The 14,785-nt window shown below is 67.0% G+C and carries 24 protein-coding genes; 3 read left to right on the top strand and 21 right to left on the bottom strand.

From position 1 onward, the window contains the following. The 5 genes from ABZ470_RS39990 to ABZ470_RS39970 form a co-directional block, all read right to left on the bottom strand. On the bottom strand, window positions 1–322 hold a 322-nt coding region (locus ABZ470_RS39990), incomplete at its 3' end, for a site-specific integrase (protein ID WP_362918276.1). Then, the gene (locus ABZ470_RS39985) at window positions 313–723 is read right to left on the bottom strand and encodes a hypothetical protein (protein WP_362918274.1); all 411 of its coding nucleotides are present in this window, start codon (window positions 721–723) and stop codon (window positions 313–315) included. The genes ABZ470_RS39990 and ABZ470_RS39985, both read right to left, overlap by 10 nt. A 150-nt stretch (window positions 724–873) precedes the next feature. Beyond that, the gene (locus tag ABZ470_RS39980; protein ID WP_362918273.1) at window positions 874–1,293 is read right to left on the bottom strand and encodes a hypothetical protein; all 420 of its coding nucleotides are present in this window, start codon (window positions 1,291–1,293) and stop codon (window positions 874–876) included. A gap of 64 nt (window positions 1,294–1,357) precedes the next feature. Next, window positions 1,358–1,834, bottom strand: a complete 477-nt coding sequence (locus ABZ470_RS39975) for a hypothetical protein (RefSeq protein WP_362918271.1) — start codon at window positions 1,832–1,834, stop codon at window positions 1,358–1,360. A gap of 56 nt (window positions 1,835–1,890) precedes the next feature. Next, window positions 1,891–2,172: a hypothetical protein gene (locus ABZ470_RS39970; protein WP_362918269.1), complete on the bottom strand. Its 282-nt coding sequence runs from the start codon at window positions 2,170–2,172 to the stop codon at window positions 1,891–1,893. A 258-nt stretch (window positions 2,173–2,430) separates the two neighbouring features. On the opposite strand from ABZ470_RS39970, the gene ABZ470_RS39965 reads away from it, so the two are divergent. Then, window positions 2,431–2,826 (top strand): hypothetical protein, encoded by a 396-nt coding sequence (locus ABZ470_RS39965; protein WP_362918267.1) that lies wholly within the window; start codon window positions 2,431–2,433, stop codon window positions 2,824–2,826. Further along, window positions 2,823–3,200, top strand: a complete 378-nt coding sequence (locus tag ABZ470_RS39960) for a hypothetical protein (protein WP_362918265.1) — start codon at window positions 2,823–2,825, stop codon at window positions 3,198–3,200. The genes ABZ470_RS39965 and ABZ470_RS39960 overlap by 4 nt, the downstream gene beginning before the upstream one ends. 672 nt (window positions 3,201–3,872) lie before the next feature. Here ABZ470_RS39960 and ABZ470_RS39955 read toward each other — a convergent pair. The 4 genes from ABZ470_RS39955 to ABZ470_RS39940 all read right to left on the bottom strand — a co-directional run bounded on the left by ABZ470_RS39955 (window position 3,873) and on the right by ABZ470_RS39940 (window position 6,081). Further along, the gene (locus ABZ470_RS39955) at window positions 3,873–4,025 is read right to left on the bottom strand and encodes a hypothetical protein (protein WP_362918263.1); all 153 of its coding nucleotides are present in this window, start codon (window positions 4,023–4,025) and stop codon (window positions 3,873–3,875) included. Between the two features lie 8 nt (window positions 4,026–4,033). Further along, complete coding sequence (locus ABZ470_RS39950; protein ID WP_362918261.1) at window positions 4,034–4,396, bottom strand: hypothetical protein; 363 nt, start codon at window positions 4,394–4,396, stop codon at window positions 4,034–4,036. A gap of 270 nt (window positions 4,397–4,666) precedes the next feature. Beyond that, on the bottom strand, window positions 4,667–5,419 hold the full coding sequence (locus tag ABZ470_RS39945) for a hypothetical protein (RefSeq protein ID WP_362918259.1): 753 nt from the start codon (window positions 5,417–5,419) through the stop codon (window positions 4,667–4,669). 2 nt (window positions 5,420–5,421) lie between these two features. Continuing rightward, window positions 5,422–6,081: a hypothetical protein gene (locus tag ABZ470_RS39940; protein WP_362918257.1), complete on the bottom strand. Its 660-nt coding sequence runs from the start codon at window positions 6,079–6,081 to the stop codon at window positions 5,422–5,424. Window positions 6,082–6,312: 231 nt separating this feature from the next. Here ABZ470_RS39940 and ABZ470_RS39935 point away from each other — a divergent pair, with 231 nt between their 5' ends. After that, window positions 6,313–6,678: a hypothetical protein gene (locus tag ABZ470_RS39935; protein WP_362918255.1), complete on the top strand. Its 366-nt coding sequence runs from the start codon at window positions 6,313–6,315 to the stop codon at window positions 6,676–6,678. Between the two features lie 154 nt (window positions 6,679–6,832). Here ABZ470_RS39935 and ABZ470_RS39930 read toward each other — a convergent pair whose 3' ends face one another. The 12 genes from ABZ470_RS39930 to ABZ470_RS39875 form a co-directional block, all read right to left on the bottom strand. Then, window positions 6,833–7,135 carry a hypothetical protein gene (locus ABZ470_RS39930; RefSeq protein ID WP_362918253.1) on the bottom strand — a complete coding sequence of 101 codons (303 nt, stop codon included), beginning with the start codon at window positions 7,133–7,135 and terminating at the stop codon, window positions 6,833–6,835. 8 nt (window positions 7,136–7,143) lie between these two features. Then, window positions 7,144–7,371, bottom strand: a complete 228-nt coding sequence (locus tag ABZ470_RS39925; protein WP_362918251.1) for a hypothetical protein — start codon at window positions 7,369–7,371, stop codon at window positions 7,144–7,146. 189 nt (window positions 7,372–7,560) lie between these two features. Further along, complete coding sequence (locus ABZ470_RS39920; RefSeq protein ID WP_362918249.1) at window positions 7,561–8,007, bottom strand: hypothetical protein; 447 nt, start codon at window positions 8,005–8,007, stop codon at window positions 7,561–7,563. 118 nt (window positions 8,008–8,125) lie between these two features. Beyond that, window positions 8,126–9,235, bottom strand: a complete 1,110-nt coding sequence (locus ABZ470_RS39915; RefSeq protein WP_362918247.1) for a hypothetical protein — start codon at window positions 9,233–9,235, stop codon at window positions 8,126–8,128. Next, window positions 9,232–9,636: a hypothetical protein gene (locus tag ABZ470_RS39910; RefSeq protein WP_362918245.1), complete on the bottom strand. Its 405-nt coding sequence runs from the start codon at window positions 9,634–9,636 to the stop codon at window positions 9,232–9,234. Before ABZ470_RS39910 ends, ABZ470_RS39915 begins: the two co-directional genes overlap by 4 nt. Further along, window positions 9,629–10,213, bottom strand: a complete 585-nt coding sequence (locus tag ABZ470_RS39905; protein ID WP_362918243.1) for a hypothetical protein — start codon at window positions 10,211–10,213, stop codon at window positions 9,629–9,631. The genes ABZ470_RS39910 and ABZ470_RS39905 overlap by 8 nt, the downstream gene beginning before the upstream one ends. Further along, window positions 10,210–10,428 carry a hypothetical protein gene (locus tag ABZ470_RS39900; RefSeq protein WP_362918241.1) on the bottom strand — a complete coding sequence of 73 codons (219 nt, stop codon included), beginning with the start codon at window positions 10,426–10,428 and terminating at the stop codon, window positions 10,210–10,212. The genes ABZ470_RS39905 and ABZ470_RS39900 overlap by 4 nt, the downstream gene beginning before the upstream one ends. 15 nt (window positions 10,429–10,443) lie before the next feature. Next, complete coding sequence (locus ABZ470_RS39895; RefSeq protein WP_362918239.1) at window positions 10,444–11,613, bottom strand: hypothetical protein; 1,170 nt, start codon at window positions 11,611–11,613, stop codon at window positions 10,444–10,446. After that, window positions 11,610–11,954, bottom strand: coding sequence for a hypothetical protein (locus ABZ470_RS39890; RefSeq protein ID WP_362918237.1), 345 nt, complete (start codon window positions 11,952–11,954; stop codon window positions 11,610–11,612). The genes ABZ470_RS39895 and ABZ470_RS39890 overlap by 4 nt, the downstream gene beginning before the upstream one ends. A gap of 77 nt (window positions 11,955–12,031) precedes the next feature. Beyond that, complete coding sequence (locus ABZ470_RS39885; protein WP_362918235.1) at window positions 12,032–12,358, bottom strand: hypothetical protein; 327 nt, start codon at window positions 12,356–12,358, stop codon at window positions 12,032–12,034. 188 nt (window positions 12,359–12,546) lie between these two features. Next, window positions 12,547–13,968, bottom strand: coding sequence for a DNA methyltransferase (locus tag ABZ470_RS39880; protein ID WP_362918233.1), 1,422 nt, complete (start codon window positions 13,966–13,968; stop codon window positions 12,547–12,549). A gap of 339 nt (window positions 13,969–14,307) precedes the next feature. After that, window positions 14,308–14,730 carry a hypothetical protein gene (locus ABZ470_RS39875; protein ID WP_362918231.1) on the bottom strand — a complete coding sequence of 141 codons (423 nt, stop codon included), beginning with the start codon at window positions 14,728–14,730 and terminating at the stop codon, window positions 14,308–14,310. Window positions 14,731–14,785 lie beyond the last annotated feature (55 nt).

Here is a 14,785-nt window from a genome sequence, read left to right as displayed (position 1 = left end):
CGCGCTCCCGCAGGGTGACGGTAACGCCAGCGACTCGCCGCCCAATCGTGGAGGGCGCTTTCCCGTCTCGGGCAAGCCAGGCCACGAACGCACCAAACGACCCCACCGTGGCGGCCTCCAGCGGGATCCCGACCTCCGTCACGAACTGCTCCCACGCCCGCCAGTCGGAGGCGTAGCTGCGGAGCGTGTTCGCAGGCCGCGGATCGTGCCGCTCGGCGGCCTCATCGAGCGCGGCCAGCCGATCCAGGGCGGCCCCCTCCGGGGAGACAATCTCCCCCGCCACCACCTCAATCGGGGCCGGGAAGTCGTCAGTCACTCCCATGACGTCACCCCGTCGCAGCACGGGCACGTGACCGCCAGCCTGTACAGATGCGTGCAGTTCAGCGCCTCCGCGACAGGCTCACCAGCTTCGGAGAGGAACAGGCGGGGCGCCGCAACCACCCAGTGCCGGACGTTGTCCAGTACCTCGAGCGCCTCCGCCCTCGCCATGCGGAACCCGTCCATCGGAACGCAGTCGCACCGACCCTCGGAGCCGTCCATCGGCAACCGGTGAGCGCGGCAGTTCACGTACGGCGCGACCTCGGCGAGCCCATCCGGGTCACACAGGATCGCCTCACGCAGCCGGGCCACGTCCCGCTCGGCCAGCGCAAGCAGCGATCGGTCCTCCTCATCGACCCGGACAGAGCGCCCCTGGGCTCCGCTTCTCCTATCGGTGTCTTCCACGGGTGTTCCTTCCAAGAAGTGAGAGGCCAGCGCTGGCCTCGGGGATTTCGCACGTACTGGATCGGCCCCCGAATCCGTGCGGGGGGGTCGCTGTACAGGGGGGTGGGGGGGGAGGGCCTGGCCGGTCCCACACCGGCCAGGCGTGGGTGATCAGTTGTCGCGGTTGACGGTGTGGCGGCTGAGGATGGCGTCGAGGTGGCGGTCGTACCCGCCGTCCGGGTCGTAGGCCAGGATCATGCTCTGCACGATCCTCCAGGTGAGGTCACTGGGCTGGAGCATGGCCTGCGCCAGGTACGGTAGGGCGTCCCGGGGGATCCACCGCGCGGTGGGGAACACCTCGCGCAGGTCCAGGCCGGTGGCCTCCCAGCAGCCGAACCCGTTCTTGCCGTCGCTGCTGCCGTACCAGTCGGCGGTCTCGAACCAGGCGTCGGCGAGCTGGCTGCCGTCCGGGTGCCGGTAGCTGGCCTGCAGGCCCTCTCGTGAACCAGCCGCCAGGGGCGCGTCGGTGATCGTGGACCACACGAGGTAGGCGTCCGCGTGGCGCTCGGTCTTGAGCAGGTGGTGGGGCATGGTGTTCCTTTCGGGAGATCGCCTGCCCCGGTGGGTGGTCCGGGGCAGACGCGGGGTGGGAGGGTCAGCTCGCGGTGTGGCCGCGCTCCTCCTCGGCGGCGTCGAGGCCTTCGAGGACGAGCCGCTTTTCTCTCGCCTCGGCGGCGACGGCTTCGAGGAGGAGCCGGTCCTCTTCCTGGGTCCAGAACAGCTCCTCGCCGACCTGGATCTCGGCGTGCCTCTGGCGCAGGCAGTCCAGCGGGTCGTCGTGCTCGCAGGGGAAGTCGCAGGTGATGCGCTTGGCGATCTCTGGCGTGATGATTGCGTACTCTGCCAGCGGCTTGTCCAGGGGGATAAGCTCCTCCCATTCCCCGATGTGGATGTATGTCGATTCGTCGCCGGAGTAGGTGATGCCGAGCGCCCAGCGGTTGTCAGTGGTCCGGAGCGCCTCCTGGACCACCGTGGCGGTCTTCGCGAAAGCGCTCCCGCTCGGGTGGGTGTTGATGATGCGGTCGCCGACCTTCAGGTCGTGGATCCGCTTTGCGTTGCTGTGGTTCGTCATGATGTGTCCTTCGGGAGGGGCCTGCCCCGGTGGGTGGTCCGGGGCAGGCGTGGTGGTTACTTCGTGGGCTCGATGATCTGCGTGTGGTAAACCACATCCGTTCCGGCGCGGGTCAGGGTGAGGGTGAAGACGTGTCCGGGGTTGGCGTTGACCAGCTCCATGATCTGGAGGTCCATCTCCGTGGAAACGGAGTCACCGGCCGCGAAGGAAACCGCGCTGTCCTGAGCGGGGTCGATCAGAGTCACGGCGTCATCCTGTGTGAGGGAGAGCAAATCGCCGCATGGGGTGCCGGGCGGCAGCGCGGGGACCGCGCTGATGTGGAGGTCGTAGCCGTCCATGGTGTTCCTTTCGGGGGATGGCTGGTGGGTAAGTGTTGACGCTTACCTGTGCGCGTTGGGTGGGACGCGTGTCGTCAGCCGGGTTTCATGATCATTCATCAAACATGATCAAGATCAGTCTAGCACACGATAACTTCCCTTATCGTGTGCTAGATCAAGATCATTTCAACGGGTAAACCGAACAAGGTTCTAGCCATGAAACCGCGCACCCATCGCGGTTCCGCCGACACGAACACCGCCCAGTGAAACAATCACCACATGACGTCGTACGAGGAGATCGTCCGCAACCGCGCAGCCATGCTTCCGCCGGAGCTCGCCCGGCTCATGAACGCCAACGACGAGGTGTTCAGAGCCGCCACGATCTGCGCCCAGCTCGCTGCCGACGCCGACCCCAGCGCCCTCCCCGTGGCCGACGACTACATCGACGCGCTCGACCAACTCGACACCGCACTCGCCGGCCGCGTCGTCCCCGACGTCCGTAAAGCAGCCCACCGCTACCACGACACGTTCGACCTCACCCGCACCCCAGCCGACACCGGCGAGAACGAACGTCAGCTCCTCGACGCCGTCGCCATCCTCGGCCGGGCGCTGGCCGAGGTCGAAGAAGCCCGCCCCCAGGTCCTCCCCATCATCGAGCGGGGAAACCGACCATGACCGACCACAGCTGGATGGACTCGGAGTTGAAGGGCGCGGCAGCCGCCTGGCACAACCTCTGCGACCACGCCGCCCAATGCGCAGAAATCGCCCGCGACGTAGACCCCGCCAAACTCCCCGTCACCGACGACTACCTCGACGCCCGCGAACAGCTCTACGCCGCCGTCGAAACCCGCATCCTCCACGAGGTCGACGACGCCACCGAACGCTTCCAAGCCGCGTTCATCTCCGTCGTCCCCTCCGCGGCCCTCCGCAGTGGCGCAGGCGCGAACGAGGTCGCTCTCTTCGGCGCCGTCATGGCGCTCCGCGGCGCCAGGCATCACCTCGGCGAAGCCCTCGCCCAGCTCGAACAGCGCTACCCCACCGCCGAATAGGGCTGAATCACCGCCAAAATCACCGGGCTTCTGCCACAATGAAGGCAGAGCTCCGGGACGAGCGCCCTCGGACTTGTCCGAGAGCTGAGAGAAAGACTCAGCCAGACCCGGGGCTTCTTCTATGCCGCGCGGCCTCCACGGTTACACCGGCGCGACCGGCGCTCCCGCTCCACCACCAGCAGCTCCCGCACCTCCACCAGGCCCCCCGACTCCCCCGCCTCACGTAGCCGCGGAACTCCTGACCGGCGGTCCACCACGTAACACTTCAGGTGCTTACCGGCGATCCACCGGTTCACCGTGCTCACCGACACCCCCGCACGCGCCGCAGCGCTCTGCACATTGAGCCACATGCCCCCAGCATGCCCTTCCGGACCAGCACACCGGACAAGATCAACAACAAATGCTGCGGCTGCCGACCCCAACCCCATGCATGTCGAAGGGGGTATGGGGGGTACCCCCATACGCCGACGCGCTAGCGTCGGCCAAGAGTGCGCGTGAAACTCCGTTCATGGTTTGCCGGCGCTTGCGTCGGCCTAGAGCTGGACGCGTGAGCGATAGCGAACTCCTTACCACCGGTCCGCAAAAACGGTAATCATTTTCAGTTCGGTGCCGGTCCGGAACGCGCGAAGGCCCCGCATCACGGCGCGTGATGCGGGGCCTTCGGCTGCTCGTCTAGTAGCCGGGGTTATCCCTCAGCTTCTCCAAAGCTCGCTTCGCTTCCTCTCGGTCGATCCTTCCATCCTTGTAGGCGAGCCTCACAAAGATTTCGTCGTAGGTCTGGAAGGTGGGCCAGATGTCGGGGTCGGTCCAGTCAATGTCACTCATGGGTTTCCTTACAGGCCGTGAGCTTCTAGAACTGCGGTTCTGAGAGCTTCGTTACATTCCTTGATCTGCATCAGGTGCTGGGTGATCTCGCCCGTGATGACGGTCATGGTGTCGAGATCAGTGGTCGGGCATGCGAGCCATGACGTAGCGGCTGCGGCCAAGTGGAGTTCCTGGTGCGCCATCTGGTAGGCGTTTGCACTGATAGTTGCGGCCTGCCCGTTGCACTTGCCATGGTTGATCACCAGGACGGGGATCGGTCCAGTCTCGTCAAGGACGATTGGGGAGCGGTGTCCCAACCAGGACATCAGCTCGTCATAGGTCGTGGCGATGTCCCGGATGACTCGGGCGGCGTTCTGACGGACGTTGATCACGGCTGGTTCCCCTCGGTGCCGTAACTCTGGAGCGCCTGGGTGATCCTCTCGGCCAGTTCCGGCGTCAGGGGTGCCCAAACGACGGTGACCAAAGCGAAAACGATCATGCTCGGGATCGGGTCGAGAGACGGCACTTCCGGGGCGGTGCGTGCGCGGCAGGAGAGCGGGCTACGGTGGCCGCACTCCGGGAAGCTGGGACAGTACACAACGGTTCCTTTTGGAAAAGGCCGTTGGGTAAGTGTCAACACTTACCCAACGGCGGAGGGTTGACTACTTGGGGACTTCCACACCGAGGACGGGGGCCATGGCGGCGCGCCACTTCCCGGCGTCTTCGGCGTCCATGGTCAAGCGCGTGACGCTGCTCATGATCTGTTCAGGCGTGAAGTCATGGGCAAGGTCCGCCACCGTCCCGCCCCACCTTCCCCCGTTGCGTGCGATCTTGAGCAGCGCGCGAACATGTCCGTCCAACAGCTGACGGCTGTCACGGTTCAGGCCGTCAGCGCTCTGACTGGTCTTGGTGGTCGTGGTGGTGGCGAGCGTAATCGCGCTCGCGATCGGGTCGGGCGCGGTGCTGACCTTGTAAAGGTCGTCGCGGTTGGGCTGCCAGATGGCAACCCGGTCTGCTACCCCCCATCCCATGGCGTCGCATCCGGTGGCGTGGCGGGTAGCGGCCTGCAACCGGTGGAGCTTGGCATACCAGGTGCGAACCTCGGCGTTCGGGGTCTTGCCCGCGATGTTCTTCTTGTTCCACTTGCCCGGTTCCGTCATCTCGCGGTGCGGGCCGCTGTAGGTTGCCCCTTCGAGGTGCGCGCCTACCCACTCTCCGAGGGTAGGAGCCCATTCCGGGGCGTTGCCCACAGCGAGGTAGTAGGGGTTTCCGTCCGTGTGGCCCAACAGGTAGGAAAGGGCGTTCTCCGCTGCGGCGGTCAACAGCGCGGCGGGCTCCGGAAGGGTGACGGCGTTCTCAGTCTGCTGGGGGGTTTCCTCGGCGGTGGTCGGCTTGGCCGTCTTTCGGGTGCTCATGATCAGTTCTCCTTAATGATCTGGGTGCTGTCGGATTCGGTGGGCTTGACGGTCTCGGTGGGCTTGACGGTCTCGGTGGGCTTGACGGTCTCGGGCTTCGCCATGGCATCGGCCAGTGTTCGGCGTTGGGCGGCAAAGCGCTTACGCCACTTCCTCCACCGTGAGGCGAGGACGAAGAGGGCGACCAGTCCCCAGAGGCCCGCATTCAGAGCGAGAGACGGGTCCGTCTCCGTGGGCTTGCTCTCCGGCTTGCCCTCCGGTTCTGCGACGCGCACTAGCGGCCTGGCCGTAGCGGTGCCGATGTCCGTTCCGGGCAGGGTGGGAAACCCTGTCGGGGTGGGAGGAATGAGGGCCATCTGACGGGCGGTGAGCGCTGCAATGTCCGCTGCGCTCGGCTCCTTGGTCACGGTGGCCGTCGGGCCTGGCACCGTGACCGTGGGGGCGGGGGTCGGTGTGGGGGCGGGGGCCGTGATGGTCACGGTTGGCCCCGGCGTGGGGCTGGGGGTTGCGGTGGTGGTGACCGTGACCGTGGGCGCCGGGGTCGGTGTGGCGGTCACGGTGGCCGTGATGGTGGCGGTGACCGTGGGGGCGGGCGCCGTAACAGTTACGGTCACGGTGGGGTTGGGCTCCGGGATCGGGGCTGCTGTGGCGACGTAGCCCACGCTCGCGACCGTGCCGCATGCCAGTAGGCATGTGACTGTCAGGAGGCGGGCTCTACGGAAAACGTTCATGAGAAGAGTTTCCCATGAATGAGAGTTCCTTCTCATGAAATTGAGGCCATGTGATCACATCGTAATAGTTACTCTGTGACATTAATTAGATACGGAGAGTGGACTCCCCTCTCGCTGATTGTGGGTTTTTCACTTCGCCGACCTTGTGGACAGGCCCACGGCTTGTCGATTCTCACAATCCACGAGAAATATTTCTTATTCTCGATAGGCTTTTCTCATATGCTTGCCAACATGACCTTTCAAGAGCAGAGAGACGCGGCGCTGGCAGAGTTTGAGGAGCTGCTGGCAGTGATGGCGCGCGGGCATGAGGCGAAGCTTCAAATGGAGGCGCTGGCGCTGGACTTGCGCGCCGGTGGGGTCGATCGGGAGGAGCTGGCACGGCGTGCCGCTGTGGCCCTGGGGAAGAAGGTGACGACGACCCGGAAGGCGTTCCAGACGCTGGAGGGGCATCCGGACGGCCTGGAGGGGGCACAGAAGGCGGCACGGGAGGCGCTAGAGGCCTGGCGTGCGGCTGTTGGTAAGCCTTAGTTGATCTTCATTTTGCCCTGCGGCCCCCTAAGGCCCCTCTCGCCGGTTTACCCCCCGCCCCGGCGCCCGGTTACGCCGGGGCGGCGTTCGGCCGCGAGGCGGGCTTTGGGGGGCCGTCTGTGCGGCGTTTCGGGCCCTCGGTAAGTGTCGGCGCTTACCTGCGGGGGCGGGGGCGGCGGGTGGCGAGGTTGGGCCATGCTTCGCGGACGAGGGCGGCGCCGCGGTGGGGGTCGCCGGCTTGCTGGCGGTCGCGGCGGCTGGGGGCGAGCACTCGGGGGGTGGCGTGGGGGTCGATCATGAGGCTGATGAGTTTCGTGGCGATCTGTTCCCAGGACATGCCGAGGGCGTAGGCGGCGGTGAGGGCGGCGCGGACGTCGGCTTCGGTCCAGCGTCGGCGGCTGGCCAGGACGAGGGTGATGAGTTCTTCCGTGGCGGGTTCGATGGTGTCTTCGTTCACGGTTCCTCCTAACGAAGGTCTCGGGTGGTGAAGCGGTACAGCAGGGCGAAGGGGCCAACGATGGAGGCGACGAGGAGAGCGAGCGGCCAAACGGAGGCGATCATCCAATCCTCGTGTTCGCCAAGGAAGTGGTGTTTGGCGTCGAAGGTCAGGAGAACGCGGACGGCAGCGGCGAAGCCGACGCTGTAGAGGGACAGGCCGCCGATGGTCAGGAGGACGATCTGGAGGGTGGTCATGGGTTCCTTCGTGGTGCGGGTTGTCCACAGGCCCAGGGAGTGTTGATCTTCCCCTTCCACCTGTAGGTGTGAGGCGAGGACCATGGCTGGACTCATAGGGACGGGTTAAGGGATGGGCCCGCCCTGGGAGGCGGGCAACTCGGGTGATTGCCCGCCTTCTCGGCCGTGGATGGCCGCCCTGGGGGGCGGTCATTTCCTGCCGCGTGGAGGTCTGCCGGGCGGGTTTTCCCCAGGGGGAGGCGGCCGGGATTGCCCAGATGGGCGGGCGGGCAATCTGACGCTCGCGGGTAGTTCGGGCAGCCGGTAGTCCGTGGCTCGGCCGCGCACCGCGAAGATGGGTGTGCCGTCCTTTCGGGTGCCGCGGGGGATCCGCACCTCGAGGCCGCGCTTGGCCAGGCGGCGCAGCACCTTCGTCAGGCCGTCCGCGGTGAGGCCCGCCCGCAGCGCGATCGTTTCACTCGGGGTCATGGGTGTGCCGTCCTCGTGCCGGTCCCCCCGGTGCACCCAGAACGTTCTGGTCGTCTTGTGGGCTCGTTCGGCGATGATGACCAGGACGAGCCGTTCGGTTTCGGTCAGGTCCCGGGCGGCCGGGGTGCCGAACCACGCGCACGCCAGACCTACCAGGCTTTCTGCCACAAATCGCCCCCAGGTGTAGAGATGACGCGAGGGGCGCCCTATTACCCTAGGACGCCCCTCGCGGGTGGTGCTATCAGTGCTGGTCAGAACACAAGCCGATTGAGGTAAGTGTCAACACTTACCCGTCGAGGCTGAGAGGCCGGATCCGCCCGAAAAGCTGATCAAACTCCCGCAGCCGGGCGAGCGCGGCGTCCCGCTCCGCCGTGACCTTCTTCAGCTCCTGCCCACCGGCGGTGGCCTCCGCCAGCTGCTTTCGCACGCTCTCCAGTTTCGCGGTGGTCTCGGCCAGCTGCTTGGCAGTTTCGTCGCGCTTCTTCTCGGCGTCGGCGGCGCGGCGCTCGGCGTTGTCCAGGCGCGCGGCGATGCCGGTCAGCACCTCCAAAGCGCTCGCTCCGGCGTCGATCGGCTCCTGTGCGGGTTCGGGGGCGATGACCGTCAGGTCGCCGTCGTTCCAGGTGTTGGCCAGCCACCAGCGGGCGGGCTTGGCGTACTGTGACTCGCAGCGGGCGTTGCGCGTGTCTCCCAGGTATTTGGAGATCTCTTCGCGGGTGTGCTGGCTCAGTTCGGGCGCCACGATGCTGAGGGATCGGTGGAGTGCTCCCTCCCACAGCACGCCAGGCATGCCCTCGAAGGTCAGGGAACGGTCTCCTTGGGCGCAGGCTTCATCGCGCATGAGGTCCCAGATTTCCTTGGCCAGTTCAGGAACGCTCAGCTTTCGAGGCTCCGGTGGCGTCGGCGTGGGGGAGGTGCGAATGATGGTGGCGGTCTCAGCGATCGTCGGCATAGGTGCTCTTTCGTTCGTAGCGGTGAGCGAGGCGGGAAGAAGCAGGGGCATGATCTCGTCGGCGCGGTCGCGTACCTGCTGGGCGAGGTACTCGGCCTCCGGCGGGCTGGACGCCTGCAGGATGCCTCCGGCGATGTAGACGGTGATGCCAGCGGCGCGGGCCTGCTGCAGGAGCCGCAGAGGGCTGAGCCATTCGTCGCAGCTCACGTCTGTGGCTCCTTCGGAGGTGGAAAGGTTGTCCGGAGTGGAGGGGGGGTTGCGGGCGAGTTGCCGGACGGTCGTGAGCGCGTTGGCGAGGGAGGACCCGACCGCCGAGTGGGGGAACTTGTAGGACTTATGGGTGTCGGGATTGGTCACCCTGTAGCGGGCGCCGACTTGCTCCCAGATCAAGCCGAGACGTTCGGCTTCGAGGCGTACTTTCAGCATGTCTGTGGCGCGGCTCATCGGGCGGGCTGCCTCCAGACGCGCATGCCGATGTGTTCGGCGAACGCGGCGGCGCCCTCGGATCCGGTGGAGCCGGGGTGCAGGTGGGCGAGCATGCCGTAGTCGCCACCCCGCCCGACCGCGAGGCCCGCCATGAAGCCGTTGCGGTACGGCCCGGCGGCCTTGGCGAGGGCGGGGATGTGCCAGGGGGCCGGGTAGGTTTCCGCGATCACGCCGGGGACGAGCGTGCTGTACTCGTAGGCGTAGCGGTCGCCGCCCTGGGGCTGATCGGTTTCCGGGTTGTATCCGACGAGGAGCCGGAACCTTCCGCGGGCCTGGGTGATGACGCCGAGGTCGTGATGGACTCGGTTCCGTGTCGCCTGGCGGGAGCCGGTGTAGGCGAGGGTGAACAAGTCACTCACCGGTGTCTCCAATCGGGTGGTTGCAGGTGGGCTCGGTCTCGTCGTGCAGCGCCAGGTGGGTGGCGCACGGCCAGGTTCCACAGCCCTCAGCGGCGCAGATGAGGGTCGGCCGGTCGACGCACATCGGGCAGTCGCGCTCCATCACCCGGGAGGTGGCGTGCTTCTCACAGGGGATCCACTGGCGGACCGTGGTGGGCTGGTGCAGGGCATCGACCCGCTCGATGGCGGCTGCGGCCCGCTCGCGTTTCTCGTCGGCCTCGACGCACCGGTCCAGGAGGTCGGCGCATTCGAGGCAACTGATGCCCCACAGCACTGCGTTCTCGTCGTCGGCGACGCGCCTGCGCAGCTCCTCCAGGTCGGGGTTGGCCGAGCTGTTCTGGGGTGCGTCCAGCAGAAGCTGGAAGTTGCTCAGTTCGGTGAGGGGGATCCTCCAGCGGGTTCCGCCGGAAATCCGGTGCCCCCGAGGGGAGAGGTGAAGCTCCTGGATGATCGCGCGAGTGTGGCCGGTGGCGACCAGGTACAGGATCTGTCCGGTGGTGTAGAACTGGCCGCTTTCGGGCTCGACGGGGGTGTTCACTGGCGCTCCTTTTCGGCGTCGGTGCGAGCGTCGTACTGCGCCAGCACAAGAAGGCCCAGGACGAATACCGTGATCAGGGTGTTGATCACGAGCCAGAAGATCGACTCTCCGGTGATGACGTGGTCGGTAATGGCGATGAGCTGCCAGAACAGGAGAACGGTGAGGGCTGTGTTGATCAGTCCGAAGCGTCGGACGGCTTTGAGCGGGCGAAACACGAGGCTCCTTTCAGATCAGATGGTCAGCTGGGTGACGCGGGGGACGGCGGCGTCCCAGAGCTGGGGGAAGCGGTCGTTGGTCTTGTCGATCGCGGTGGCGGGCGCGGCGATGAAGGCGTCCTCACGGCAGGGGAAGTAGGGGTTGCGTTCGGCGAGCCAGAGGCGGTGGTGGTCGCCGGCGCGTTGCACCTGCCCTTGGTGCTTGTCGGCGAGGCGGTGCAGCTCGGCGAGCATCTGCTCGCGCGAGCCGGTGGCGTGCGTGACCAGCGAGCGGGCGGTCTCACCGCGGGCCATCATGTCGCCGCTCTTGGCCAGGAGCGCTCGCCGCATGCGGTAGACGGCCCAGTCGACGTCGTGCAGGTGCTTGGTGAAGCGGGCCAGCAGCGGCGCCGAGCCGGGTGTCTTGACCAGGTCGGCGTGCAGGCTGCCCTGCTTGCGGAGCGATTGGCGGGAGTTGACGGCGATGGAGACGTACTCCATGACCAGCGGCAGCATCGCCTCCTCGGGGCTGTCCAGGTAGCGGCTGATGGTGTGGTCACGTCCGGCCGGAGAACTCAGGGCGAAGGGGCAGTAGGTGCATGCTGACTTTTCCCAGGTCACGCCGAAGTGCATGGTGAGGTACTGGTGGCAGGTCTCCCGGTCCCACCCCCACTCGTGCAGCGGGTAGGCCGGGATGCGGCCGGGGAGTTTCTTCTTGACCGTCGCCAGGTCCTTGCGAATGCGGCCGGTCTCGGTGGTTTCGAAGCCGACCGCGTGCCAGTACGGTTCGCCGCCCGCCCACTGGGCGGTCCACCAGTCCAGGGGGAAGCCCTTGAACTTCAGGGCGCAGCGGTGCTCGCCGCCGAGTTGCGGGACCGTGGCCACGGCGAGCATCTCGTCGGAGAGTTTGTAGGCGCCTTTGGTGTGGCAGACGGTCGGGGTGCGGGTGTCGGCGAGGATCTTGACGCCGTGTTCCTGCAGTGGCCCCTTGCGGGCGACCTGCACGGTGCGGACCTGGTGCTCGGCGAGCATCGGGTACATGTACGTCTCGACGAGGTGCTTGGTGATGGCCCATTCGTCGCCGGTCTGCGCGGTGAGAACGACGAGGTCCTCCAGCGGGAAGTCCCGGCTGGCCGGTTCGGTGAGCCACCGGGTGAGGATCGCGGTGGAGTCGACGCCGAGGCCGTAGGTGAGCAGGCGCTTCATGAGCCGCTCCTGCCTCGGCTGCCGAATCCTCCGCGCTGGATGACGGTGCCGCGCGGGGTGACGATCCGCACGTCGGCCGGGCGGATGGTGGTGCCGCCCCGGACCCGGATGCCGCTCGTCGAGCCGCCGTAGTAGTAGACGTAGGCGGAGTGGGAGCCGCCGTCGCAGAAGCGTTCGTCGACGATTTCGTATCCCTCGGTGGTGAGGGTGGTGGGGTCGATGCAGACTGCAGTGACCTCGTCTTCGTCATCGGCTGCGTTGGCGGCCAGGACGAGGGCGGCGATGAGGGCGATGGAGCCCACGATCAGTACGGCTGTGGCTTTCTTATCGTTCTTGCTCATCAAGCAGGTTCCTTTCGGAGGTGTCAGGGAGCGGGAGCCGTATGGGTGGGTACGGCTCCCGCCCGAGGTGGTGTGGGTCAGGAGGTGCGGGGGCCGTAGATGTTCTCGCCGGTCCTGCGCAGCGTCTCCAGGTCCTGCATTGCGTAGAACACGCGACCGGCGTCGGGGCCGAGGTCGAGGAGGCGGGCGGCACGGGCCTCAACGCTGATGACCTGGTGGCCGTGGGCCGTCCTGAGGTGGTCCTCGGGGTCGTCGGGCTCGGCGAGCAGGTACTCCAGGTCGTCGCCGTCGAGGTCGATCGTGTTGGGGTCAACGAGTTGCCCGGCGACGGTGGGGCCCTGGGAGGTGATCTGGACCAGCCACTGGCCGCCGGTCAGGTCGCAGGCGGTCCCGGCGAAGCACATGTGGGTGCCGCACCGGCCTATGGTCGGGTCGTTCCAGGTGCCGTCGATGGGGTATCGCCAGGTGTCCTGGTTCCAGAACTTCTGGGCGTCGGGGAGGGTGGCGTTGGTGGCACCCGGTCGTACAGGGCTCGTCCGCGCAGGGTGGTGGTGTCGGTGCTGGTCACAGCGGTCCTTTCTGAAGGAGGGGGTTAGGCAGCCAGTGCGTAGCGGGAGATCTCTGTTGCGGTGATGGCCTCGACGAGGGCGCACATGATGACCTCGGCGGCCGGAGGCGTGACCGCGTTGCCGAGTAGCCGTAGGCGGGCGCCCTGGGTGGTGGGGGTGAGGATGTAGTCCGCGGGCAGACTCATGGCGCGCTGTAGCTCGGTGACCTTGAGCATGCGAAACAGCACCTGGTCGAGGTTGACGGTGATGCCTTCGGCGAGGTTGACCAGGCTCCATCGGTCGCGGGTGGGGATGGTGCCGATCGGGCTGTCGACCGTGATGGCGTTGCCGTTGCCGTAGTACGGCACGAGCAGCCCGGAGACGTAGCCGTGGTGGAATCCTTGGGCGGAGACGGTGTGGGCTGGGTCGACGTCGGCCAGGCGGGAGCGGAGCTTGTCGCCGCCGCCGCGCATCGGCAGCACCAGGCGCGGCCTCATCCCGTTCGTCCAGTGTCTGGTGGTCCCGGCGACGATCCGCTCGAGCGTTGCCTCCTCCAGCCCGTAGGGCTTCTTGGGCGTCTTCGGGCGGTCGCCGATCGGGGTGCCCGGGTCGGTGGCGTCGATGCACTCGGTGGCCGGCAGGACCGGCGGCTCGACGAGTTGGCCGCGGCAGGCGTACAGCGGGCACCGGTAGACGTACTGGCCGTTCTTGATGCCGTAGACACCCATGTCGGCGCCGGGGGTCTTGAACGTCTGAACCGCGCGGACCCACCCTTCGTGGCGGGGACAGTACGCCTCCGGGCGTAGCCATTTGTCCCAGTCCGGGAGGCGGCCGATGCTCTCGTGGATGAACGCGATGTAGGCGCGATTGCGCGATTGTGGGGTGCGCAGGGTGGTGCGCGGCTCGACGTGCATGCTGTTGAGCGCGATCACGCGCACGATGTAGCCGAGCTTGCGCAGTTCTTTCAGCCACCGGCCCCAGTAGGCCCACTTGCGGACCTGCCAGACGTTCTCGACGCATCCGGCCAGCACGGGTCGTCCGTAGCGTTCGATCCAGTGGCGCAGGTAGTTGATGACCTCTTCCATCAGCGCGCGGCTGCGCATCCGGGCGGCCTGCGCCTGTGTCAGGTCCTCCGGCCGGGTCCACAGGGCGAGCTGGTTCTCCCGGTCGAAGTAGACCTTCTCGCCGTTGGCGTTGGTCCAGGCCGGGCAGGCGGGCGAGCTCCACAGCAGCGGCGCGTACGGGAAGTGCTCGAGGGCGTCGGCGGCCTGGATGTCTCCGTGCCACCACCGGGCCTGCGGGTTGTTGGCCAGGTAGGTCTCGATCGCCTCGAGGCTGTGGTTGGCGCCGAACGCGCCCTCGGGGTCGATGCCGGGCACCGCGTGGATGCCGTGCGAGGCGCCGCCTCCGCCGGAGAACTGATCGACGACGTACAGGCCGTCGACGCCTGCGTGACGGATCAGCATGCCTGCCTCCGCGAGGGGGACAGGTACCTGCGAATGCTGCGGGAAGAGAGGTTCAGGTCTTTGGCGATGTCTTCGGGGTCGCGGCCGAGCGCGGCGAGGACTCGCGCCGTATTCGCGCGCTCGTCGGCCTCGGTGGCGCGCTGTTGGTTGGAGGGAGTAGTGGGGGCGGGTACCTCAGCGGGTCGTCCGGCCCGGTGCCAGCGGAGGTGGCAGGCGTTGCACCGATCCCCTCGACGTCTGCCTTTGATCTCCTGGTGGCAAGAGGTGCAGATGGGGGGTTCCTTGCGGGTTGGCATGTGGTTCCTTTCGTGTGGGTGAAGCAGGGCGGGCTGTGGGTGGTCAGGCCGCCCTGGTGTGGTCCTGCCGGTCGCTGAGCAGCAGGAGGAGTGCCTCGCGGTAGCGGTCGACGGTCGTGGGGCGGTGGCGGGGCCGGTGCTCCATGGCGTTGACCGTGGCGGGCCGTACGCCCATGACGTCGGCGAGCCGTGCCTGGGAGATGCGATGCTGGCGGCGCAGGGCAACCAGCTCGGGGAGGGTCGGGCGTTCGATCTGGCCGAGGGTCAGGTAGTCGCGTGCCGCGCGGGGTGTGACCTGGAGGGCTTCGGCGATGGAGTAGACCGTGTCGCCGTTGTCCGTGTGCAGGGTCACTGCCTGGCGGATGCGTTCCTCGAGCGCGGGACTGGGGGTGAGGGCGCCGTTGCGGCGGCGGTGGGCGTAGTCCTTGCGGTAGCAGGGGCCGCATAGGTTTCTGCCTGCGTTCAATGCGTTGGTTTGGCAGTTTCGGCAGGTGATGCGGCGGTTGGTCATGCTGGGTCTG

Source organism: Streptosporangium sp. NPDC020072 (assembly GCF_040631445.1).
Lineage (GTDB): Bacteria > Actinomycetota > Actinomycetes > Streptosporangiales > Streptosporangiaceae > Streptosporangium.
Note: the sequence above shows the minus strand (reverse complement) of the source record. Positions and strands in the feature narration are given on the sequence as shown.

Coding starts and splice junctions, on each gene's coding strand:
- ABZ470_RS39945 (WP_362918259.1), bottom strand. CDS start 5,419: ATGAGCACCCGAAAGACGGCCAAGCCGACCACCGCCGAGGAAACCCCC.
- ABZ470_RS39890 (WP_362918237.1), bottom strand. CDS start 11,954: ATGAGCAAGAACGATAAGAAAGCCACAGCCGTACTGATCGTGGGCTCC.
- ABZ470_RS39970 (WP_362918269.1), bottom strand. CDS start 2,172: ATGGACGGCTACGACCTCCACATCAGCGCGGTCCCCGCGCTGCCGCCC.
- ABZ470_RS39960 (WP_362918265.1), top strand. CDS start 2,823: ATGACCGACCACAGCTGGATGGACTCGGAGTTGAAGGGCGCGGCAGCC.
- ABZ470_RS39925 (WP_362918251.1), bottom strand. CDS start 7,371: ATGACCACCCTCCAGATCGTCCTCCTGACCATCGGCGGCCTGTCCCTC.
- ABZ470_RS39980 (WP_362918273.1), bottom strand. CDS start 1,293: ATGCCCCACCACCTGCTCAAGACCGAGCGCCACGCGGACGCCTACCTC.
- ABZ470_RS39955 (WP_362918263.1), bottom strand. CDS start 4,025: ATGAGTGACATTGACTGGACCGACCCCGACATCTGGCCCACCTTCCAG.
- ABZ470_RS39880 (WP_362918233.1), bottom strand. CDS start 13,968: ATGCTGATCCGTCACGCAGGCGTCGACGGCCTGTACGTCGTCGATCAG.
- ABZ470_RS39965 (WP_362918267.1), top strand. CDS start 2,431: ATGACGTCGTACGAGGAGATCGTCCGCAACCGCGCAGCCATGCTTCCG.
- ABZ470_RS39915 (WP_362918247.1), bottom strand. CDS start 9,235: ATGAGCCGCGCCACAGACATGCTGAAAGTACGCCTCGAAGCCGAACGT.
- ABZ470_RS39895 (WP_362918239.1), bottom strand. CDS start 11,613: ATGAAGCGCCTGCTCACCTACGGCCTCGGCGTCGACTCCACCGCGATC.
- ABZ470_RS39975 (WP_362918271.1), bottom strand. CDS start 1,834: ATGACGAACCACAGCAACGCAAAGCGGATCCACGACCTGAAGGTCGGC.
- ABZ470_RS39885 (WP_362918235.1), bottom strand. CDS start 12,358: ATGTGCTTCGCCGGGACCGCCTGCGACCTGACCGGCGGCCAGTGGCTG.